Origin of the sequence: Aquabacter spiritensis (genome assembly GCF_004346185.1) — a bacterium.
In the GTDB taxonomy this organism is placed as follows: domain Bacteria; phylum Pseudomonadota; class Alphaproteobacteria; order Rhizobiales; family Xanthobacteraceae; genus Aquabacter; species Aquabacter spiritensis.
On the sequence record NZ_SMAI01000005.1, the window covers coordinates 111,187 to 131,976 of the forward strand.

At 67.7% G+C, this 20,790-nt stretch carries 17 protein-coding genes; 8 read left to right on the forward strand and 9 right to left on the reverse strand.

Translation table 11 applies throughout. The features are described from left to right. Positions 1-3: 3 nt before the first annotated feature. Complete coding sequence (locus EDC64_RS10040) at positions 4-2,859, reverse strand: monovalent cation/H+ antiporter subunit A (protein WP_132031156.1); 2,856 nt, start codon at positions 2,857-2,859, stop codon at positions 4-6. Between the two features lie 721 nt (positions 2,860-3,580). Here EDC64_RS10040 and EDC64_RS10045 point away from each other — a divergent pair. Continuing rightward, complete coding sequence (locus tag EDC64_RS10045; RefSeq protein WP_132031157.1) at positions 3,581-6,127, forward strand: NAD-dependent epimerase/dehydratase family protein; 2,547 nt, start codon at positions 3,581-3,583, stop codon at positions 6,125-6,127. Positions 6,128-6,296: 169 nt separating this feature from the next. Here the strand turns inward: EDC64_RS10045 and EDC64_RS10050 are convergent, their stop codons facing one another. Further along, a complete protein-coding gene (locus tag EDC64_RS10050) occupies positions 6,297-6,956 on the reverse strand; it encodes a DNA-3-methyladenine glycosylase family protein (RefSeq protein WP_132031158.1) in 660 nt (219 codons plus the stop codon). A gap of 153 nt (positions 6,957-7,109) precedes the next feature. On the opposite strand from EDC64_RS10050, the gene gluQRS reads away from it, so the two are divergent. Next, positions 7,110-8,018, forward strand: a complete 909-nt coding sequence (gluQRS, locus tag EDC64_RS10055; protein WP_132031159.1) for a tRNA glutamyl-Q(34) synthetase GluQRS — start codon at positions 7,110-7,112, stop codon at positions 8,016-8,018. Here the strand turns inward: gluQRS and EDC64_RS10060 are convergent. Both EDC64_RS10060 and EDC64_RS10065 read right to left on the reverse strand, forming a co-directional pair. Next, positions 7,997-8,935, reverse strand: a complete 939-nt coding sequence (locus EDC64_RS10060) for an AEC family transporter (RefSeq protein WP_132031160.1) — start codon at positions 8,933-8,935, stop codon at positions 7,997-7,999. The two genes, gluQRS and EDC64_RS10060, sit on opposite strands and share 22 nt — an antisense overlap. 33 nt (positions 8,936-8,968) lie before the next feature. After that, on the reverse strand, positions 8,969-9,277 hold the full coding sequence (locus EDC64_RS10065) for a hypothetical protein (protein ID WP_132031161.1): 309 nt from the start codon (positions 9,275-9,277) through the stop codon (positions 8,969-8,971). 268 nt (positions 9,278-9,545) lie between these two features. On the opposite strand from EDC64_RS10065, the gene EDC64_RS10070 reads away from it, so the two are divergent. Together EDC64_RS10070 and EDC64_RS10075 are read left to right on the forward strand one after the other, a co-directional pair. Next, entirely contained in the window at positions 9,546-9,728 is a 183-nt protein-coding gene (locus tag EDC64_RS10070; protein ID WP_132031162.1) for a hypothetical protein, read from the forward strand. A gap of 133 nt (positions 9,729-9,861) precedes the next feature. Beyond that, a complete protein-coding gene (locus EDC64_RS10075; RefSeq protein ID WP_132031163.1) occupies positions 9,862-10,455 on the forward strand; it encodes an SCO family protein in 594 nt (197 codons plus the stop codon). Here EDC64_RS10075 and EDC64_RS10080 read toward each other — a convergent pair. Beyond that, entirely contained in the window at positions 10,400-12,334 is a 1,935-nt protein-coding gene (locus EDC64_RS10080; protein WP_132031164.1) for a glycosyltransferase, read from the reverse strand. The genes EDC64_RS10075 and EDC64_RS10080 overlap by 56 nt on opposite strands. Before the next feature lie 180 nt (positions 12,335-12,514). On the opposite strand from EDC64_RS10080, the gene EDC64_RS10085 reads away from it, so the two are divergent. The 4 genes from EDC64_RS10085 to EDC64_RS10100 all read left to right on the forward strand — a co-directional run bounded on the left by EDC64_RS10085 (position 12,515) and on the right by EDC64_RS10100 (position 16,548). After that, positions 12,515-13,306: a transporter substrate-binding domain-containing protein gene (locus tag EDC64_RS10085; RefSeq protein ID WP_245504650.1), complete on the forward strand. Its 792-nt coding sequence runs from the start codon at positions 12,515-12,517 to the stop codon at positions 13,304-13,306. Positions 13,307-13,414: 108 nt separating this feature from the next. Continuing rightward, a complete protein-coding gene (locus EDC64_RS10090; protein ID WP_132031165.1) occupies positions 13,415-15,097 on the forward strand; it encodes a lysine--tRNA ligase in 1,683 nt (560 codons plus the stop codon). A 105-nt stretch (positions 15,098-15,202) separates the two neighbouring features. Then, positions 15,203-16,147 (forward strand): glutathione synthase, encoded by a 945-nt coding sequence (gshB, locus tag EDC64_RS10095; protein ID WP_132031166.1) that lies wholly within the window; start codon positions 15,203-15,205, stop codon positions 16,145-16,147. Positions 16,148-16,236: 89 nt separating this feature from the next. Next, positions 16,237-16,548: a polyhydroxyalkanoic acid system family protein gene (locus EDC64_RS10100; RefSeq protein WP_132031167.1), complete on the forward strand. Its 312-nt coding sequence runs from the start codon at positions 16,237-16,239 to the stop codon at positions 16,546-16,548. Between the two features lie 82 nt (positions 16,549-16,630). Here the strand turns inward: EDC64_RS10100 and EDC64_RS10105 are convergent, their stop codons facing one another. From EDC64_RS10105 to EDC64_RS10120, 4 genes are all read right to left on the reverse strand, one after another. Next, positions 16,631-17,815, reverse strand: a complete 1,185-nt coding sequence (locus EDC64_RS10105) for a histidine-type phosphatase (protein ID WP_165933712.1) — start codon at positions 17,813-17,815, stop codon at positions 16,631-16,633. Between the two features lie 83 nt (positions 17,816-17,898). Next, positions 17,899-18,792, reverse strand: coding sequence for a 16S rRNA (adenine(1518)-N(6)/adenine(1519)-N(6))-dimethyltransferase RsmA (rsmA, locus tag EDC64_RS10110; RefSeq protein WP_132031169.1), 894 nt, complete (start codon positions 18,790-18,792; stop codon positions 17,899-17,901). Further along, positions 18,789-19,823, reverse strand: coding sequence for a 4-hydroxythreonine-4-phosphate dehydrogenase PdxA (pdxA, locus tag EDC64_RS10115; protein WP_132031170.1), 1,035 nt, complete (start codon positions 19,821-19,823; stop codon positions 18,789-18,791). Before pdxA ends, rsmA begins: the two co-directional genes overlap by 4 nt. After that, complete coding sequence (locus EDC64_RS10120) at positions 19,823-20,728, reverse strand: peptidylprolyl isomerase (RefSeq protein WP_132031171.1); 906 nt, start codon at positions 20,726-20,728, stop codon at positions 19,823-19,825. Before EDC64_RS10120 ends, pdxA begins: the two co-directional genes overlap by 1 nt. Positions 20,729-20,790 lie beyond the last annotated feature (62 nt).

Genomic DNA, 20,790 nt, shown 5'->3' on the forward strand with positions numbered 1-20,790 from the left:
GGGTCAGCCCTCCCTGCCGGGGCCGCCTGGCGGCGCGCCTTCCAGCAGCACGTCCATCGGCTCGCCGGTCTCCGGCACGGGATCGATGCGCTGGGCCACACGGGAGAGCTGTGCCAGCGACAAAACCATCACCCCTACCACGGTCAGGAACACGCCGAGATCGAAGGCCATCGCCGAGGCCAGTTCGAACGTGCCGACCACGGGCCAGTGCTGGTATCCGAACGTCGAGGTGAGGAACGGCCGGCCGAAGACGAAGGCGGCGAGACCGGTGAGGCCGGCAATGGCGACGCCCGCGCCGATCATGGATTGGGAATCCACCCGCATGCGCTCCGCCGCCCAACCGTAGCCGGAGGCGATGTATTGCATGATGAGAGCAATCGCCACCACGAGGCCCGCGACGAAGCCGCCGCCCGGCAGATTATGGCCGCGCAGGAAGATGTAGGCGCCCACCGCCAGCGACAAGGGCAGGAGAACGCGGGTCGCGACCACGAGGAGGAGGGGGTGAGCGTCGCGGGATTCCTCGCGGGGCAGCATGGCCGCGATGCGGCGCACGGCGGCCCCCTTCAGCGCCGGATCGAGGAGGGCGTAGATGGCGAGCGCGGCGATGCCGAGCACGATGATCTCCGCGAAGGTGTCGTAACCGCGGAAGTCCACCAGGATCACGTTCACCACATTGGTGCCCCCGCCACCAGGCTTGGACTGGGCGAGATAGAAATCAGAGATGGACGCACCGCTGCGGGTCATGACGGCATAGGCCAGGCCCGCCGCGCCCAGCCCGGCAAGACCAGCGACCACGCCGTCGCGCCAGCGCACCGCCCGGCTTGTCTCCACGGGCGTCGTCTTGGGCAGGAGGTTGAGGGCGAGCAGCATGAGGATGGTGGTCACGACGTCCACCGAGATCTGCGTCAATGCGAGGTCCGGGGCGGAGAATTGCAGGAAGACGAGGGCCACGACGACGCCCACCACGCCTGTGAGGATCAGCGCCGTCAGCCGCTCTCCGTGAAAGAGCAGCGTCCCGCCGCTCGCCAGGACGAGCGCGGCAAAGACGGTCACGGCCGGCGCAGTCACGGGCAGCATCGGGCGGGTGCCTGCGGCGTGCGTCGCGCTCCAGAAGCCGTATCCGCCGACGGCGACGAGGGTGGCCACCGTCACGCCCATATACCGCGTCAGGGCGCCGTCGTGCAGGGCACCGATGCCGCGCCGGCACCACACCACGAGGGTCCCCGTGACGATCTCGAACAGAGTCTGGGCGTCGAGCCGCGGCAGGCGCGCGCGCAGCGTATCCGCCTGCCGGAAGGCGAGAACGAGCGCCGCTCCGCCGGCGAAGGCCACGAGGCTCATGAGCAGAGCGGGGGTGATACCGTGCCACAAGGCGAGGTGATAGTCCGGCAGCGGCCCGCCGATGACCGCCGCAGCCGTCAGCGCCACCAGCGGCCCGGCCACCAGTTCAGGCAGCAGGCCGATGGCGATCACGGGCACGACCAGGATCGCAACGGGCAGCCACATGCCGATCGGCGGGTCATGGGGATGGTGCGGATAATCGCGGCGCACCGGCCCGAGGAAGGTGCCGATGGCGAAGCGCGCGGAATAGGCGACCGAGAAGACCGCCGCAATAGTCGCCAGAACGGGGAAGAGAAAATCGAGGCCGAGATAGGCGGTGTGGGCCGCCTCCTCCAGCATCATCTCCTTGGAGAGGAAGCCGTTGAACAAAGGTATGCCGGCCATGGAGGCAGCGGCGAGCAGCGCCAGCGTTCCGGTGATGGGCATCAGCGCCATGAGGCCTCCCAGGCGGCGAATGTCGCGGGTGCCCGTCTCGTGGTCGACGATCCCGGCGCTCATGAACAGCGCCGCCTTGAACGTGGCGTGATTGATGATGTGGAACACCGCCGCCACCGCCGCCATGGGCGTGCCGAGCCCCAGCAGCATGGTCATGAGGCCGAGATGGCTCACCGTGGAATAAGCCAGCAGCCCCTTCAGGTCGGTCCTGAACAAAGCGATGGCGGCGCCGATCAGCATAGTGGCGAGCCCGACCGGCGCGACGATGAGGAACCAGGCTTCGGTCCCGGCGAGGACCGGCCATAACCGGGCCAGCAGGAACACGCCCGCCTTCACCATGGTGGCGGAGTGGAGATAGGCCGAAACCGGGGTAGGAGCGGCCATGGCGTGGGGCAGCCAGAAGTGAAACGGGAACTGGGCGGACTTGGTGAAGGCTCCCAGCAGAACCAGCAGAAGGGCCGGCAAATAGAGCGGGGAGGCGCGGACCAGCTCGCCGCGCGCGAGAATTTCCGAGAGCTGCCACGAGCCGGCCGCCTGTGCCACCAGCAGCAGCCCGGCGATGAGCGCAAGCCCGCCGCCCCCCGTCACCACCAGCGCCATGCGCGCGCCCTGCCGCGCATCGGCGCGCTTGCGCCAATAGCCGATCAGAAGAAACGAAGTGAGGCTCGTCATCTCCCAGAAGACGAGGAGCAAGATGACGTTGTCGGACAGGACCACGCCCACCATGGCGCCCTGGAACAGGAGCAGGTAGGCGAAGAAGCGGCCCATCGGATCCTCGCGCGACAGATAGAAGCGCGCATAGACGATCACCAGAAGTCCGATGACGAGGATCATGGCCGCGAAGAAGAAGCCGAGCCCGTCCGCGAATACGGACACAGAAAGGCCCATGGACGGCACCCACTCCACCGCCGCCTTCGGGACTTCGCCGGAAAACACCGCCGGTGCATGGGAGAGGAGCAGCGCGAGGGCGAGCAGCGTCACGCCGCCGGTGGCCGCCGCGCAGGTATTGCGCCCGGAGCGGATCACCAGCGGCGGGATCAGGGCGCCGAGAAAGGGGATGAGGATTACGAGAAGCAGTGTCACTGTTAGACGCCTCGTCACGCCTGGCTATGGTCAGGTGGATGAGGCTCGCCGAGCCCCGGTGGGAAAGTGGCAGTGCGATGGGCCCGCAGCGCTCCCGAGTGTGAATTGAGGACAAGGAAGAGAATATGACTTGTCCGCCGGTCATACCACGCTCGCGCGCCGTTTGGGCATGAGCCGTGAGGCCAGCATCAATCTGCGCATGAAACGCCTTGTCTGCGATGGTATCCAGCTTGAGCGCTTCTATAAATGACAGATCGCCCCCTGACACAGATGTGATCTCGGCGCCATGCGCCTCGGCGATCCACCGCCATACGGCTTTGCAGCGGTCGGCATATCGCTCTGAAACGCTCATTCCGGCATCGCAGTCTGCAACGTTGCGCGATCACCCGCTGCCCGATGTCGGAGGCGGGTGAAGAATTCTGCGCAGCGAAGATTCAAGACTTCCGTGTCAGGCGTCAGGGTTAGGTCTTTCAGCAATTCCAGCTCTCGTCCTGCGGGCGGACGGTCTGCGGATGCGATCAATTTGATTCGGGCATGGCCAGGAGGGGCGAGCCCCGTTCCGCACGACCGAAAAACGCGCCGTGGAACAGAAACCGCCGCCCACGCTTTCGTTGACTGGGGACGACGCGACCTCGCGCGCAAGCTCTGCCGCACGCTCCGCGTAGGTCCCAAACGCCGACCGCAAAGATCGCGCAACAGCACCTTTGGGACAATGATGCCAATGCCGAAGGATGTCTCGACCCGCCCCACCGTTCTGATCACCGGCAGCAGCGGCTTTCTGGGCCAGGCGATCGCAAAGGGCTTGCAGGACCGCTATCGGGTTATCGGGCTCGATCTTCGAAAGCCGAAGCACCCCGCCGGCGACATGGACACCGTCGAGATCGACCTCACCTCGGACGAGAGCGTCGATGCGGCTGTCAGGGCGGCGGCCGGCAAGGTGGCTGGACCGATCGCCTCCGTCATCCATCTCGCCGCCTATTACGACACAACGGGCAAGGATAATCCCAAATACGATGCGGTCACGGTGCAGGGCACGCATCGGCTGATCAAGGCGCTGAATGAGGTGGAGGCGGAGCAGCTCGTCTTCTCCAGCACGCTGCTGGTCCATGCGCCGAGTCCCGAAAAGGGCGTGCGGATCGACGAGAATTCCGCGATCGAACCGGCCTGGGCCTATCCCCAGTCCAAGGCCGATACGGAGGAGCTGATCGCCAGGGAGCGGGGCGAACTCAAGACGGTGGTCCTGCGATTGGCCGGCGTCTACGATGAGGACTGCCGGGCCGCGTTCATCGCACAGCAGATCGCCCGGATCTTCGAGCGGGTGCCGACGGCCTATCTCTTCACCGGCGATCTCAGCGCCGGCCAACCCTATCTGCACAAGGACGACCTCGTCGACGCCATCGTTCGCGTCGTCGACCGTCGCGCCGCGCTTCCGGACGAGACCGTGCTGCTGATCGGCGAGGCGGAGACGCCGTCCTACGAGGAGATGCAGAAACGCATCGGCCGGCTCGTCCACGACGAGGACTGGCGCACATTGAGCCTGCCGAAAGGCCTCACCAAGGCCGGCGCATGGGTGCAGACCGAGGTGCTCGACCAGGAAACCGACATCAAGCCGTGGATGATCGAGAATTCCGACGATCATTTCGAGATCGACATTTCGCGGGCGCGAAGCCTCCTCGCCTGGGAGCCGAGGCACAGCCTGACCGGGACGCTTCCGGAGATGATCCGCCGCCTGAAACAGGATCCGACAGACTGGTACGAGAAGAACAAGCTCGAACCTTCCGGGGTGGCGGCCTCGAAACCGGAAATCGATCAGGCGCGGCAGCGGCTTCAGCGACCGCTCGAGCGGAGTCCGGAAGACGTGCGGAAAGCCGTCGAACGCCACCGCTACTGGACCCTGTGGGCGCCGATGGCGAATGCGGCTCTCGGCCTGTGGCTGGCGACGTCGCCGATGACACTCGGCCTCTTCGATCCCGTCGCCGCGCCGACGCCTCCGGCGCTCGGACACGAAGTGGCGGAAGCCTCGATCCGCAATGGCATGCTCGGCGTCAGCGAAATCGTCTCCGGGCTGCTCATCGCGATCCTGGCCCTGACGGGCATGGCGCGCGGGCGCCACTGGATTCAGTGGATCACCGCCGCGATCGGGCTTTGGGTGATGCTTGCGCCACTCGTCTTCTGGACGACGAGCCCGGCGGCCTATGGCCTCGACACGCTGGTCGGCATGCTGGTGGTCGCCTTCGCGGTGCTCGTCCCGCCGACGCCCGGCATCAGCCATCGCGCGCTCGCGGCAGACGACGACCGGCCCCTCGGCTGGAGCTATTCCCCGTCCTCCTTCACCCAGCGCGTTCCGATCGTGGCCCTCGCTTTCGTCGGGCTGTTCGTCTCGCGCTATCTCGCCGCCTATCAGATGGGCCATATCGACGGCTTGTGGGATCCGTTCTTCGGGCCGGGCGAGGCCCCCGTGCGGAACGGCAGTGAAGCGGTCGTGACCTCCTGGGTGTCGAAAGGATTCCCGATCGCCGACGCGGGTCTCGGCGCCTTCGCCTATGGTCTCGACATCCTCGCTGGCGCCATCGGCGACCGGCGCCGCTGGCGCACCATGCCGTGGATGGTGGTCCTGTTCGGACTGCTCATCATCCCGCTCGGCGTGGTCAGTGTCTCCTTCATCATCATCCAGCCCCCGCTGATCGGTGCTTTGTGCACGCTGTGCATCATCCAGGCGATGGTGACGGTGGTTCTCATCCCCTATTCGGTCGACGAGGTGCTGGCGACCCTCCAATATCTCTGGCGCGCGAAGAAGGCCGGCGAGCCGTTCTGGCGGACCTTCTGGAAGGGCGGCCCGGCGCTCTCGGAGAACCAGACCCCGAACCCGGATCTCGACCGCTCCGCCGCCGCGCTGCTCAAGGACTTCGTCACGGGTGGCGTCACCTTCCCCTGGACACTCCTCGCCAGCATCGCGCTCGGCGCCGTGCTGATGGCCTCGCCGCTGATCTTCGGCACCGCGCCGCCGCTCTATTTCAGCGACCACATCGTCGGCTGTCTCGTCATCATGGTCGCCATCACCGCGACGGCCGAGGTGGTACGGCCGGTGCGCTTCCTGAATGTCGGCCTCGGCGCCTGGATCGTGGCGTCGCCGTTCCTGCTGGAAGGCGGGCCGGGCCCGGCCATGGCGGCCGAGGTGGCGATCGGCCTGGCGCTGATCGGCCTCAGCCTGCCGCGGGGCGCGCGCAGCGCCGAGCATTATGGCGGCTGGGACCGGGCGATCGTCTGAGCGGGCGCGGCTTCGCGAGATGCGGCGCGAGCCGCCCGGCCCTGGGTGCGGGTTCCCGTCGAAGCCGGCCATGGACGGGAGCGCCTCGGATTTCGGGCCTTTGTGCCTGAAGCGCGGCGGCCGGACGGGCGCAAGCCCGCGCGCCATCGATCGAAACCCTGGAAAGCCCTCAGGTCGGTGCTCCGGGGCGCACGCGCAGGGCGCCATAATAGGCCCAGAGCAGATGCGCCGCGATGCCCCGATAAGGCCGCCAATCCTCGGCGATCGCCGCGAGCCCGAGCGCCGACGCCCGGCCCGGCAGGCCGAAGGCGTCGCCAGCAGCCACCTGCAAAGCGAGATCGCCGTGGGGGAAGGCGTCGGCGCGGCCGAGGCAGAACAGGAGATAGATGTCCGCGGTCCACAGGCCGATGCCCGGCAGGCGGGTGAGATAGGCGGCTGCGGCGTCCGCCTCCATCGCTTCCACCGCCGTGAGATCCACGTCACCGGCGAGCAGAGCCCGGGCAATGCCGGTCAAGGTGCGGATCTTGGGCGCCGAGAGACCGGCGGCGCGCAGCGCATTCGCCTCGGCGGCCAGCAGCCCGGCGGGCGTGACGGCCCCGCCCAAAGTCGCATCGAGCCGCGCGCGGATCGACCGCGCCGCCGCGACCGACAATTGCTGCGCGACCACCACTGAAACCAGGCCATCGAAGCCGGGTGGGCGCCGACGGAGAGCCGGACGCCCGGCGACTTCCACCAACGGGACCAGACGCGGGTCGGCGGCCAGGAGGCGATCGAGCCCCGCATCGAAGACAGCCTGATCGGTCAGCCGAGGTTCGTCGATCTGGCGCACGCGGTGCCTCCCCCTTGACGGTGAAGAGCGCGCGCGCCCACCGTGCCTGCGAAACCGGAGATGCGACAGCACCGCAAGGCAATTCCGTCGCGACGTCTCCGGCTCTAGATTGCCGGATCCTCATGCCCGCGCGCGGCGAAAAATTGCGAGTGTCTGTCGTTGCTGTGCCGCTTCGCTCCGAGCCCGAATGGCCATCTGCATCTTGGCCATGCCTTTTCGGCCCTGGTCAATGCCGATGCCGCCCGGGCGGCCGGTGGGCGCTTCCTTCTGCGCATCGAGGATATCGACATCGCAAGGTCCCGTCCGGAGTTCGAAGCCGGGATCCTGGAGGATCTCCGATGGCTCGAAATCCTCCCGGATGAGACGCCACGCCGGCAGTCGCGGCACGTTCGGCTTTACGCAGCCGCTTTGGCGCGGCTCGAGGCCGCGGGCCTCGCTTATCCCGCCTTCGAGAGCCGCGCGGAGATCGCCCGGGCGGTGATCGCCCGCGACATCGCCGCGCCATGGCCACGCGACCCCGACGGAATGCCGCTCTACCCGTTTCCCCGCACCGCTCTGTCGGACAAGGAGCGGGCGCGGCGGCGGTCGGAAGGCGCCCCGTTCGTGCTCCGGCTCGACATGGACCGCGCCGTCGCTGAAGTCGGCGGCGATCTTTCCTGGCAAGAGGCGCAAGGCGATCCGCTCGGACCGCCCGCTTCGGTCATGGCCACCCCGGCCGCGTGGGGCGATGTCGTCCTGGCGCGGCGGGACGCGCCGGCGAGCTATCACCTCGCGGTGGTGATGGACGACGCCGAACAGGCCATCAGCCATGTGATCCGCGGCGCCGACCTGTTTCACGCGACGGCGGTGCATCGGCTTCTGCAGGCCCTGCTCGGCCTTTCCCCACCCATCTATCACCACCACCGGCTGATCCGTGGGGCGGATGGTCGAAAACTCTCGAAAAGCGCAGGCGCCCCGAGCCTGTCCGCGCTGCGGGCCGAGGGCCTTCTTCCCGGCGACATCCGGCGGTGCCTCGATCTGCCGGCGGGCGGCTCGACCTCCTATCCCGCATCCAGGACATAGAGCCAGAAGGCGATGGTGAGCATCCCGATCGCCGTCGAAAGCGACACTGCGCTCGAGGCCACTTTTACGCCGGCACCGTAACGTTGCGCCAGGAGATAGGCGTTGATGCCGCACGGCATGGCCGCGAACAGCACCGCGACGCCGGCCCAGACCGGCGGCATGGGCAGCACCTGGACCAGCGCGAACACCAGAGCCGGATGGACGAGAAGCTTCATGGCGGTGATGAAGGCGCTGACCTTGAACTCGCCGGCCAGGCCGTAGCGGTTGAGCGCGAGCCCGAGCGAGATCAGTGCGCAGGGCGAGGCGGAGGCCGCCACGAGATCGAGCATCTGCTTGATCGCGCCGCTGGTCTGGATGTCGAAGATGCGGCCGAGGGCACCGGCATAGATGCCGATCAGGATCGGGTTCAAAGCGAGCGTTCGGCCAAGCCGCTTCAGGGTCCGCAGCGAGAGGCCGGCATTGCCTTCCACCAGAAGCGTCGCCGCCACCAGCATGACCGGAAGATGGATCGCGATCAGCAGGAACAGCGGAACCGCGCCCTCCTCGCCATAGGCCTGGAGGATCAGCGGCACGCCGAGGAAGACGGTGTTCGCCTGGCCCGCGGCGAAGCCGTGGATCACCGCCTCGGCGTGACCACGGTGAAAAACCTTGCGCGCCATCACCATAGCAAGGCCGAAAACGATGAAGGCCCCGGCGAAATAGGCGATCCAATAGCCCCAGGGCTGGGCCTCGGGCAGGCGGGATTCGCTGAGCGTCTTGAAGATCAGGATCGGCACGGCCAAGCCGAACACATATTCGGCGAGACCATCCGAGGCCTTATCGGAAATCAGCCCGCCCTTGGCCGCGACGAAGCCCAGAGCGACGATGCCGAAAACCGGAAAGATGATGATGGCGATGCTGGCGAGGATCGCGGTCATCGGCGTGCCGTTGGAGGAATGGCCATAGCGGCGTCAGGCGGCCTCCGACCAATCCCGCGCGCTCACCAGCCGGGCTGCGCGCACCACGACGCTGGCCGCCAGCCGCCCCTCCAGCCGCTCGGCGAGCGGCGACGGGGCCGAGAAGTGGATGTCGATCCGGACCGCGCCGTCTTCTCCACCCTCGGGGGCAAGGTCGATGCGGCATGGCATGACGTCATGGATCACGAAAGGCTCCAGCACCCGGAGCAGGGCGTTCGGCCCCGGTTCGACATCGAGATGCAGGCAATGTTGCGCGAGTGTGCAGACGACAGCGCGCGGTGGCGCGGCAGAAGAAGCGGACATGGGACTGTTCCGGATAAAAAGACGAAATGGCGTGCGTCAGCGGGCCCGGCCGAACCTGTCGACCGGGCGGCGAATTCGCAGCGCCGACGCAGCGGAGCGTCGTCCTTTGATCACCGAAACAGACATGTCATTGAGCCTAAGCGCCCTGCGGCGCCCCGTCAACGCCGGTGACACATCCTGCGTCCTGACACCGGGTCCGGCAGCGACTTGGCGCAGAGGGCCGCGCGAGATAGACTTGAGGTGTGCCGGATGTCCGGGAGCACGCAAAATGACCATCGTTCCGCAGGGTCGAAAGTTCGACGCCGCGCCCCATCGGGCGGAGCGTTTGGTGATCGCTGGCACGGGCCTGGCCGTCCTGCTTCTGGTCGGTGCGACATCCGTGCTCTGGCTGCGCCACGGGACCGCCGTTTTCTTCGATACTCTCGCCGCCGGCTTGGCAATGTGCTTCTGAAGCCGGGCGCGCCGAGTGGTGCGGATCAATCCGTCCCGCCCTGTCTTCGTCTTTCAAGCGGGCGCCCGCACTGACGCCCGCTCCGGTCGCCGCGACCGGCGGTCGCGGCCGATCCCGTTCAGGAACGCTACCCATGTCCTCCCGCGCCAAGATCATCGCTTTGTTCGCCATCTTCGCCTGTGGCGCGCTGCTCCTCGTCGGGGTCGCGACCGCGCTGCTCCCGGCGCGCCAGACGGCCGCCACGGCGGGTGCGAGCGTGGGCGGTCCTTTCACCCTGGTCGATCAGGATGGAAAGACCGTGACGGAGGCGGACCTCAAGGGCAGGCCGAGCCTGATCTTCTTCGGCTTTACGCACTGCCCCGACATCTGCCCCACCGCCCTCTTCGAAATGTCGGAAATCCTGAACGCGCTCGGTCCAGACGCCCAGAAGCTTCAGATCTTCTTCGTCACGGTGGATCCGGAGCGCGACACGCCGGACACCCTCAAGGCCTATATTTCCTCCTTCCATCCGCAGCTGAAGGCTCTGACCGGCACGCCGCCCGAAGTCGACGCCATCAAGCGGGCGTACCGGGTCTATTCCAAGAAGGTTCCCCTCGATGCCGGCGGCTACACGATGGACCACACCGCCGTGATCTATCTGATGGACAAATCCGGCGCCTTCCTCGCGCCGTTCAACGCCAAGCAACCGCCGGACCAAGCGGCGGTCGAGCTGCGGCGCTATCTGTGACCGCGGCTCCCTGCTGCACCCGCCGCGGCGAAATCCCATGTTCGGTCTTGTCCCAGCGGAACGGGTCGACGACGAGATCGATCAGCGCCCGCCATGCAGCCAGGGACTGCAGCAGCCAATAGGCCGGCAGGGTGAGCAAGATCCATCCCTCGGCAAGACGGCGCCGGCGATACAGGGCGACCAGCGTGACGGCTGCGGTGGCGCCGTATCCGGCGACGAACGTCGTATAAGAGAGGGCTGCCGCGAGCGCCAGAACGGTACTTTCCGCCGGTGCGCCCCATGTCCGCACCCAGAGGTCGCGTGCCAGGACGACGACCGTCAGAGGATGCACCAGCATCGCCGCGAACGGCCCGACGGTGAGCAGGGCCGCGCCGAGGGTGCGGCGGATGCCGAGCTCGCGCAGGATCCGGCGCGGATTGCGGCCGTGCACCAGCAAGGTCTGCGCCCATCCCTTCATCCACCGCGTGCGCTGGCGCAGCCAGGCCCGCAAAGACACCGGCGCCTCCTCCAGCGTGTCGCAGGCGATGACCTCGGTGTCCCAGCCCAGGCGCGCGAGACGCAATCCGAGATCGGCGTCCTCGGTGACATTGAACGGATCCCAGGCACCGGCCCCCTCCAGGGCGGACCGGCGGAAGTGATTGGACGTCCCGCCGAGCAGGATCGGCAGGCGCAGCGCAGCGAGCGCCGGCAGAACGACGTGGAACTGAGCGCTGTATTCCGCCGCGAAATGCCGACTGATCCAGCTGTCCGACGCGTTCTCCGCCACCAGACGGGCCTGGACGCAGCCGACCTTCGGACCACCGCGCCGGAACGCCTCCAGGGCGGCACGCAGCTGGTTTGGGGCAGGCACGTCCTCCGCGTCGAAAACCGCCACGAAACTCCCCCGCGCGAACGGAAGCGCCGCATTGAGCGCCTTAGGTTTGGTTCGCGGGCCGAGCGCGGGCGCAACCACGGTCTCGAAGCAGAGCGGCAAGGCCCGGCGGCGGATGGCCGCGCGGGTCGCGGCGTCGTCCGGCTCCACCACCAGCTTGATGTCGAGCTTCTCCATCGGATAATCGAGCCCGCACAAGGCGGCCTCGAGGTGGGGCAAGACCGCAGCCTCGCGGTAGAGCGGGACGATGAGCGTATAGACCGGCAGATGGCGGTCCGGAATCACGGCTTCGCCGACAGGCCCCTCCGGGATGAAACAGGCCGACAGCCGCAGCGCCATGGCCGAAAGGAAGACCAGAGAGACCAGAGCCCCGATCGCGAGGAGCGCCGGCGCGGGGACGAGCGCGATCACGGCGCCGAGAGATGCGGCGAAGACGGTCAGGGGCCCCACGAGCGCCCTGCCGCGGGCAATTGTTGCGGCCGAGTGGCGCGGCGTCCGGTCGCGCAGTCCGAATGCAGCCATCCGCGCGAGATAGCCACTCGCCTGCCGGACGAGCCGACCGCGCAGGCGCTCGGGCGTTGTGAGCTCGACCCGGTGCGCGAGCGCCGGCTCGCGCGCCAGCAGCCGGGCGAGCCGGCGAACCCCTCGGCCACGCGGCGCGAGCACGAAACGCGGGCGCCCGGCGGTCGCGATGACGAGGCTCTGGGTTCGCAGCACACCGGGGACCAGTTGGTCCGCCACCAGAACCGGCTTCGAGAGATCCGCTATGGCAAGCCCGAGATGGTCAGCCACAGCCGCGGTCGCCGCATCCTGCGTGACGAATCCGGCATGGATCAGAACCTCGTCGCCGCCGACACCGATATCCTGCGCCCGCCGATAGGCCCAGAGGAGCGTGGCATCGGCGACACGGCCGCGCAGCGCCGCAAGCTCGACGGGAAGGCCGACCGCCGCCCCGTCGCCGATCGCTCGGCCCGCCGGCTTGCGACGCAGCCCGGTCTCCCGCACCATGCCCCCTCCTGGCGCCCCACTCGGAAAGGTTGAGAGAGTAAGATGAAACCACCAACCTCGCCAGGGTCTCTTCTGCGCGGCCTGATCACAGGCGCGTGCCTCGCCGTCTCGACGGTCGTCGCGCACGCGCAGAGCGATGGTCCGCCACCCGCTGCGGGTCCAAGATCGCCGCCGGTGCAGATGTTTACGTTGCCGCAGGGTCCGGCGGCCGTGGTGCCGAATTTCTGGAACGTCGAGCGGCGCCTGGAGCGACCCGACGCGGCGCAACTCCCCACCACCATCCGCTTTCTGACGACCAGCGATTTTCCGCCGTTCAACTATCTCGCGTCGGACGGAGCCCTGCTCGGGTTCAATGTCGATCTGGCGCGCGCAATCTGCGCCGAACTCGCCGTCACGTGCACCCTGCAGCCGGTCGCCTTCGAGAACCTGCTCGACCAGCTCGACCAGGGGGAAGGCGACGCCATTCTCGCCGGGCTCGCCTCTTCGCCGGCCATGCGCCAGCGCGTCGACTTCACCGAACGTTATCTCGGGACGCCGGCCCGGTTCGCCGCCCGCAAGGGGCTCCCGCCGACAGCGCCGACGCCCGAGAGCGTCGCCGATAAGAAGGTGGCCGTCGTGAGCGGCACCGCGCACGAGGCCTATCTTCGGGCATTCTTCAACGAAGCGGCGATCCGCACGTTTCCCAATGCCGCCGCGGCGCGCGACGCCTTGCGCATCGGCGAGGTCGATCTTTTGTTCGGCGATGGGATCGGCCTCGCCCTCTGGCTCAACGGAACATCGTCCGAGTCGTGCTGCGGCTTCGTCGGCGGCCCCTTCACCGAGAACCGCTATTTCGGCGACGGCCTCGCCGTGGCGGTAAAGCCGGGCGGCGACCTTCTGCGCCAGGCAATCGACTATGCCCTTCAGCGGATCTGGGAGAAGGGGGTCTTCGCCGACCTCTATCTGCGCTGGTTTCCAGTGGGGTTCTACTGATCGCACGATAAGGGGCGGGTCGGGCGAGCGTCGCATTCCGCTTCCCTCCCGCGAGATCCCGCTCTAGTTTCCGCGCCTTCCCGCAATGCGCGCCCCTGGAGAGACACGATGACGCTGGCGCCCGCCCCCACCGCGGATCACGCGCAAGACCCGAGCCGAGATCTGGCCCAAACGCTGCGCACGGTCGCCGAGACCGCCGGCGCCTGGCCTTTCGAGGAGGCGCGCAAGATCGTCGACCGGCTGAAGCGGCGGCCCAAGGAAGAGGTGCTGTTCGAGACCGGCTACGGGCCTTCCGGCCTGCCGCATATCGGCACGTTCGGCGAAGTGGCGCGCACCACCATGGTCCGCCACGCCTTCCGGGTGCTCACGGAAGACAAGGTGAAGACCCGCCTCCTGTGCTTTTCCGACGACATGGACGGCATGCGCAAGATCCCGGACAACGTGCCGGACCGCGCCGCTTTGGCGCCGTATCTCCAGATGCCCCTGACGTCGGTGCCCAATCCCTTCGGCGGCGGCTTTGCCAGCTTCGGCGACCACAACAACGCCATGCTGCGGCGGTTTCTCGACACGTTCGGCTTCGACTACGAATTCGCCAGCGCCACGGACTATTACAAGTCCGGCAAGCTCGATGCGATCCTGCGGCGCGCGGCGGAGTGCTATGACGCGATCATGGCGGTGATGCTGCCGACCCTGGGCGAGGAACGGCAGGCGACCTACAGCCCGTTTCTGCCGATTTCGCCGACCAGCGGACGGATTCTCTACGTCCCCCTGAAGGCGGTGGACGCGGCGGCGGGCACCATCACCTTCACCGACGAGGACGGGATCGACAAGACCGTGCCAGTCACCGGCGGGGCGGTGAAGCTGCAATGGAAGCCGGACTTCGGCGCGCGCTGGGCCGCACTCGGCGTGGATTTCGAGATGTTCGGCAAGGATCACCAGACGAATGCGCCGATCTATGACCGGATCTGCGAAATTCTCGGCGCTGAACCGCCGGAGCACTATGTTTACGAACTCTTCCTGGATGAGAACGGCCAGAAGATTTCGAAGTCGAAGGGCAACGGACTCACCATCGACGAATGGCTGACCTATGCCAGCCCGGAGAGCCTCGCGCTGTACATGTTCCAGTCGCCCCGCTCGGCGAAGAAGCTGCATTTCGACGTCATCCCGAAGGCGGTGGACGAGTATTTCAATTTCCTTGCCCGCTATCCCGCCCAGGATTGGAAGACGCGCTTCGGCAATCCGGTCTGGCACATTCATTCCGGCACCCCGCCGCAGGTGGAGATGCCGGTCTCCTTCACCATGCTGCTGAACCTCGCCTCCGCCTCGAACGCGGCGGATGCCGACGTGCTGTGGGGGTTCCTGCGCCGCCACGTTCCCGGCGTGTCGCCGGCCACCCATCCCAAGCTCGCCGAGCTGGTCGGTTATGCGGTCAAGTACTTCAAGGACTTCGTCGAGCCCGCCAAGCGCTTCCGGGGGCCGGACGCGACCGAGCGGGGTGCCCTCGAAGCCTTGCACGACGCGCTCGGCGGGCTGCCTCCGGAGGCCGGAGCGGATGCGATCCAAGCCGTGCTCTACGACGTCGCCCGGCCGATCGCACGTTACCAGGACCTGAAGGCCAAGGGTGCGACCCCGGAACGGCCCGGCATCTCGGTGGAATGGTTCAACACGATCTATCAGGTGTTGCTCGGCGAGCAGCGCGGGCCGCGCTTCGGCTCGTTCGTCGAGATCTACGGCATTCCAGAGACCCGGGCGCTGATCCGCGCCAAACTCGACCAGACGGCGCCGGCCTGAGGGGCGGTGATGCCGATGACCGGCGGCTGAGCCCTGGCGGTCGGGCGGGCGCGCCTATAGATAGGGCACACTCCCTCCATCCGGCCCCCTTGCCCGGAGACGTCCATGGTCCTCAGCGTCGCGGTCCAGATGGACCATATCTCCCGCATCAATATCGCCGGGGATTCCACCTTCGCCTTGCTGCTGGAAGCGCAGCGGCGGGGGCATGGCCTCGTGCATTACGTGCCGGACCAGCTCGCCATGCGCGGCGGCGAGGTGTTCGCGACGGTCGAGCCCCTGACCGTCGCCGACGAAGCGGGCGCGCATTTCACGCTTGGGGAGAAGCGGCGGGTACGGCTCTCGGACTTCGACGTGGTGCTGCTGCGGCAGGACCCGCCGTTCGACATGGCCTATGTGACCTCGACCCATTTCCTCGAGCGCATTCACCCGCACACTTTGGTCGTCAACGACCCGGCCAGCGTGCGCAATGCGCCGGAAAAGATCTTCGTCACCCACTTTCCAGACCTGATGCCGCCGACCCTGATTTCGCGGGACCTCGACGAGATCAAGGCGTTCCGAGCCGAATATGGCGACGTCGTGATGAAGCCGCTCTACGGCCACGGCGGCGGCGCGGTGTTCCGCCTCACCGCGGACGACCTGAATTTCGGGTCGCTCTATGATTTCTTCGCCGTCACCTTCCGCGAGCCCTGGGTGATCCAGCGTTTCCTGCCTGAAGTGAAACAGGGCGACAAGCGCATCATCCTGGTCGATGGTGTCGCTGCGGGGGCGGTAAACCGGGTGCCGAGCGCGGGCGATCTGCGCTCGAACATGGTGCGCGGCGGTGCCGCTCGACCGACCGATCTTTCCGACCGCGAGAAGGAGATCTGCGCGCGGATCGGACCGGCGCTCCGCGAGCGCGGTCTGCTTCTGGTCGGGATCGACGTGATCAACGGCAACCTCACGGAGATCAACGTGACGTCCCCGACCGGCCTGCGGGCGATCAAGCGCCTCGGCGGGCCGGATATCGCTGTGGAGGTCTGGGACCGCATCGAGGAAAAGCGGGCGCGCTGAACCTTCTGCGCGCCGCATCGTTTCCGGCAGCGACGGCCGATCCGAAGGATCATCCGTCGTGCATCCGCTGCCTCCAACCGGGGACTTCCATGCCGCAACCGATCACCGTCTCCATTCCCCACCGCCTCGGACAGGCCGAGGCGACGCGTCGGCTCCAAACCGGCCTGTCCTCCGTTCGCTCACGCTTTGGCGACAAGCTGACGGTCATGGAGGAGACGTGGACCGGTCCGCATCTCGACTTTCGCGTCGCGGTAATGGGTCAACAGGCCTCCGGCCGTCTCGACGTCGTGGAGGATGCCGTCCACCTCGAAGTGCAACTGCCCTGGCTCCTGCACGTGGTGGCGGAAAAGGCGAAGGCGCTGATCGACCGGCAGGGCCGGATCCTTCTGGAAAAGAAATAGCATCGCTTTCCGCGGGCGACGGACGATCGGTGCGAGGTCGAAGCTCAAATCGCGGTGCAGTTCGCGCGGGACCCGCCCGACCCTATCGGCAGTCCGCCGGAATTTCGGCAAGGATTCGTGCGCTCAACGCCTCGAGCGGGCAATCGCCGTTCGGGCAGCCGGGCAGTGAGATCGGGACGCCGTGCACTTTCGCCTGGTCCAACCGCCGCAAGCCATCCAGCTCGCCGTACCAGAGCGTGAGCGCGACAGAGACCGCACCGCTCGACGGGTCGCGCCAGCGCTCGAGCGCGAACGCCGTGGCCGGTGCCGTGGGATCGGGCTGACCCGGAAGAGACCATTCGACGCCGAACACGCCGGCCATCTGCGAGAGGTTGGTGTCGTGCCCGGCGAGCGCGAGGAGGCGCACGTCAAGCCCGAGCGTCGGCTCGGCGGCGCGCGGTGCGCCCGCGAGCGTCGCCAGCATGAGGTGCGCCATCCGGCCGCCTTCGCGGCGCGCGAGATAGGGCAGGCGCCGCGTCAGATTGGTGGCGCGGATGCGGGACGCGAGCAAAGGGGCGAGGGCGTCCGGCGCAGGAACCGTGCCCCAGGCGACGTCCGCGAGCGGCATGTTTTCGGCATATTCCAGCACGAACACTTCCGAGGCCGACGCCGCGACCGACAGCGGACCGGTCAGACGGATACCGTGTGCGTCCGCCTTGAAGCTGGAGGGCCCCGGCGCATCGCGACGCCCGAGCACGTCCCAAATCCGCCGGACGGCCGCGGCGGAGGCGGGATCGGCGAGGTCGTCTCTGGTCCCCGTCACGGCGAGGACCGCCGCGCTTGCAGCGTCGGGATCGAGTTTACATGCCGCCTGGAGACCGTGGAAAAGCGGGTCGACGGCCCCATCGGGACCGTGCTGGGCCACGACACCGCAACCCGGTGCGAGCCGATCCGCCATCGCCTGTCCGCTTTCCCGCGTGCGCTGATCCTTGCCATCGGCCCACACGACCAGCCCGTTGCCAGGGCACCCTTCCGCTGGGAGCAGGCCGGCTCTCACATAATGTGACCGGATGGCATCCGAAACCAGACCGACCACCTCGCGCCCGTGCGGGGTGAGTTCGCCGCGCGGCACCGGCCAGTTCGGCCAAGGGCGGGGGCTCCAGGCCGCCAGCGTCTCCGGCGACTGCGTCGGCGCACGCACGCCATGTCGCTGGACCAGAACGACGCGCTCCAGCACCTTCTCGGCAGAGGCCGGCGCGGCTCCACCGAGGCAGGCGGCCAGCACCATCGGGACACAGACAACGCCGCGCCAACGCCGGCGGACACGCCGCCCCCAAAATTCGGCCCACCGAGACATCCCCGCCCCCCGTTTTATCCGTTGCGAACGGTGCCCATCGCCCAGGCCCCGGCTGCGGGGTCGCTTCGGATCTCCGCATAGGCATTGGCAAGCGCCACGAACCCCGCGACGTCGATCTCTTCGGCGCGCTCCGTCTCGGGCAGACCCGCCCGCGCCAACAGCGCCAAGGCGTCGACACCAAGAGATCGGAGGCTCTGGCGCAGCATCTTGCGCCGCTGGCCGAAGGCCGCTTCCGTCACCCGCTCGAGATCGGCGAGGCGGCAGGGCAGCGGCTGGCGGCGCGGAACGAGGTGGACGACGGAGGACGTCACCTTCGGCGGCGGCACGAAGGCCGTCGGCGCCACGTCGAACAGGATCCTCGCCTCGGTGCGCCAACCGGCGAGCACGGCCAGCCGGCCATAGGCCTTGCTGCCGGGGGCTGCGACGATGCGCTCCGCGACCTCGCGCTGGAACATGAGGGTGAGCGACGTGAACCAAGGCGGCCAGGGATCGGTCGAGAGCCACCCGACGAGCAGAAGCGTCGCCACATTGTACGGCAGGTTCGCGACCACCCGCGCCGGCCCGTCGCCGAGGAGCGGCCGCACATCCACCTTCAACGCATCGCCTTCGATGACGTCGAGGCGTCCCGGATAGGCCTCCGCCACTTCGGCCAGCGCGGCGATGCAGCGCCGGTCGCGCTCCACGGCTACGACCTTCTCGGCGCCGAGCGCGAGCAGCGCGCGGGTAAGCCCACCGGGACCGGGACCGACCTCCAGCACCCGCGCGCCTTCAAGCGGCCCCGATCCGCGTGCGATGCGGGCGGTGAGGTTCAGGTCGAGGAGGAAGTTTTGACCGAGCGCCTTCTGCGCCGACAGATCGTGCCTGCGGATGACGTCGCGCAGCGGCGGCAAAGCGTCGATGGCGCTCATGCCCCGGCGCGCTCCGGCGCACGCGCGGCGGCATCGGCGGTGCTGAGCCGCCGGGCCAGCTTGAGGGCGGCGATCAGGCTCGACGGATCGGCCTTGCCGGTCCCGGCAATGTCGAATGCCGTCCCATGGTCAGGGGAAGTCCGCACGAAGGGCAATCCGAGAGTCACGTTCACCCCGTCGTGGAAGGCCAGCGTCTTGGCCGGGATCAGAACCTGATCGTGATACATACCGATGGCGACGTCATAGGTCGCGCGGGCTTCGGGGTGAAACAGAGTGTCCGCCGGCAGAGGACCGCGCGCATCGATCCCGGCGTCGCGCAGGGCATCGACGGCGGGGCGGACCACGGCTTCGTCCTCCGCTCCGAGCGCCCCCTTCTCCCCGGCATGCGGATTGAGGCCGGCAAAAGCCAGACGCGGCTTGGCGATCCCGAAGCGATCGCGCATATCGCGGGCGACGATGCGGCCGGTCTCGACCAGGAGTTCGACCGTCACGAGGCGCGGCACCTCGGCCAGTGGCACATGGATGGTGGCCGGGACAACGGCGAGCAAAGGCGACCAGATCATCATGACCGGCCGCGGCGCGAGGGTACCCGGAGCCGCGCATTGCGCGGCGAGATATTCGGTGTGGCCGGGAAATGGGAAATCGGCGCGGTAGAGCACCGATTTGGCGAGCGGCGCGGTCACCAAGGCAGAGGCGATGCCGGCTCGCACCAAATGCACGGCTTGCTCAAGGCTTTGGAGGACGGACGGTGCGCTGCTCTCATCCGGATGGCCCGGCGCGGCGGTCGCCGCGACGCCGTTCGGATGCACCGGCAGGGCGTGCTCAAACAGCTCCTCCGCCTCCGAAGCGGTGCACGCCACAACGGGGACGTCCAGGCCGAGCGCCGCGGCCCGGCGACACAGGAGATCGGGATCGCCGACGGCGCAGAAGGCGGGCAGGCCCGCCGCCGCGCGCGCGCGCCAGGCCAGGAGCACGATCTCCGGCCCGATGCCCGCCGGCTCCCCGAGCGTGAGAGCCAGAGGGGGCGCCATCAGCGATAGATGATCAAGGCGGACTTGCGCAGATCGGCCATCAGCTTCTTCGATTCGACCTGAAACTGATTGCTGGCGAGCTGCTCTTTGATGTCGCGCTTCTTGAAGCTCTCGCCCTTCACGGGCGTCTTGCCGCAGACCGCGAAAATTTCGACGCCATGCTGGGTCACCTCGGGCGGCGTCAGACGGCCGACCTCCGTCTTGTCCAGCATCTGCCGCAGCGGGCCAGGCATGTCCGAGGATAGTCGCAGAACCGGCGAGCGCACCACGACCTCGCGCATGTCCTTGGCGGCCTGCAGGCCGACATCGCAATCGGAGAAGCGCGCTTTAAACGCATTCGCCTCGGCCAGCCGTGCGCCGTGGTTGGATGAACCGCGGGGCACCACGAAGATGATCGGATAGAGCTTGTATTCGGTTGCCACCAGATCCGTCGTGCCGTCACGGCTGAGAAGGGCGAGAACGTCGCTGTCCCGCACATTGATGGCCGGGGCCTTGGCGCGCACATATTGCTGCCAGACATTGTCGGCGCGCAGCTTGTCCTTGAAGGTGCGCACGTCCAGCCCCTGCTGGGCGAGCCCCGAGGTCAGCTGCTCGGCGGTGCGTCCGGTGCGCTGCGCGACGCCGGCATAGATCCGGTCGAGCTCCTCGCTGTCCACTTCGATTCCGAGCCTGGCCGCGGTCTGCACCTTGATGCGTTCGTCGATCAGCTCTTCGAGCGTCTCCTTGGCGCCGGGCGCCTTGTTCTCGATGATCGTGTGGAGTTTCTGCCGCTGGGCGACGTCGTAGGTGGTGATCGGCCGGCCATTGACCATGACCAGAATCTGTTGGGCGTACGCCGACGTCGCGAAGCCTGCAGACAGGAAAGCGAGGCCGAGGATCGTCAGGAGGCGGAAGCTCTTCAGCATGGCGTCATCCGGGAGTGCTCTTTCGGTGGACCCACGGCCCGTTGCGCTGGGGATTGACCGGA

Coding starts and splice junctions, on each gene's coding strand:
- EDC64_RS10045 (WP_132031157.1), top strand. CDS start 3,581: ATGCCGAAGGATGTCTCGACCCGCCCCACCGTTCTGATCACCGGCAGC.
- EDC64_RS10060 (WP_132031160.1), bottom strand. CDS start 8,935: ATGACCGCGATCCTCGCCAGCATCGCCATCATCATCTTTCCGGTTTTC.
- EDC64_RS10065 (WP_132031161.1), bottom strand. CDS start 9,277: ATGTCCGCTTCTTCTGCCGCGCCACCGCGCGCTGTCGTCTGCACACTC.
- EDC64_RS10070 (WP_132031162.1), top strand. CDS start 9,546: ATGACCATCGTTCCGCAGGGTCGAAAGTTCGACGCCGCGCCCCATCGG.
- EDC64_RS10075 (WP_132031163.1), top strand. CDS start 9,862: ATGTCCTCCCGCGCCAAGATCATCGCTTTGTTCGCCATCTTCGCCTGT.
- EDC64_RS10080 (WP_132031164.1), bottom strand. CDS start 12,334: ATGGTGCGGGAGACCGGGCTGCGTCGCAAGCCGGCGGGCCGAGCGATC.
- EDC64_RS10085 (WP_245504650.1), top strand. CDS start 12,515: ATGTTTACGTTGCCGCAGGGTCCGGCGGCCGTGGTGCCGAATTTCTGG.
- EDC64_RS10090 (WP_132031165.1), top strand. CDS start 13,415: ATGACGCTGGCGCCCGCCCCCACCGCGGATCACGCGCAAGACCCGAGC.
- gshB (WP_132031166.1), top strand. CDS start 15,203: ATGGTCCTCAGCGTCGCGGTCCAGATGGACCATATCTCCCGCATCAAT.
- EDC64_RS10100 (WP_132031167.1), top strand. CDS start 16,237: ATGCCGCAACCGATCACCGTCTCCATTCCCCACCGCCTCGGACAGGCC.
- EDC64_RS10105 (WP_165933712.1), bottom strand. CDS start 17,815: ATGGTGCTGGCCGCCTGCCTCGGTGGAGCCGCGCCGGCCTCTGCCGAG.
- rsmA (WP_132031169.1), bottom strand. CDS start 18,792: ATGAGCGCCATCGACGCTTTGCCGCCGCTGCGCGACGTCATCCGCAGG.
- pdxA (WP_132031170.1), bottom strand. CDS start 19,823: ATGGCGCCCCCTCTGGCTCTCACGCTCGGGGAGCCGGCGGGCATCGGG.
- EDC64_RS10120 (WP_132031171.1), bottom strand. CDS start 20,728: ATGCTGAAGAGCTTCCGCCTCCTGACGATCCTCGGCCTCGCTTTCCTG.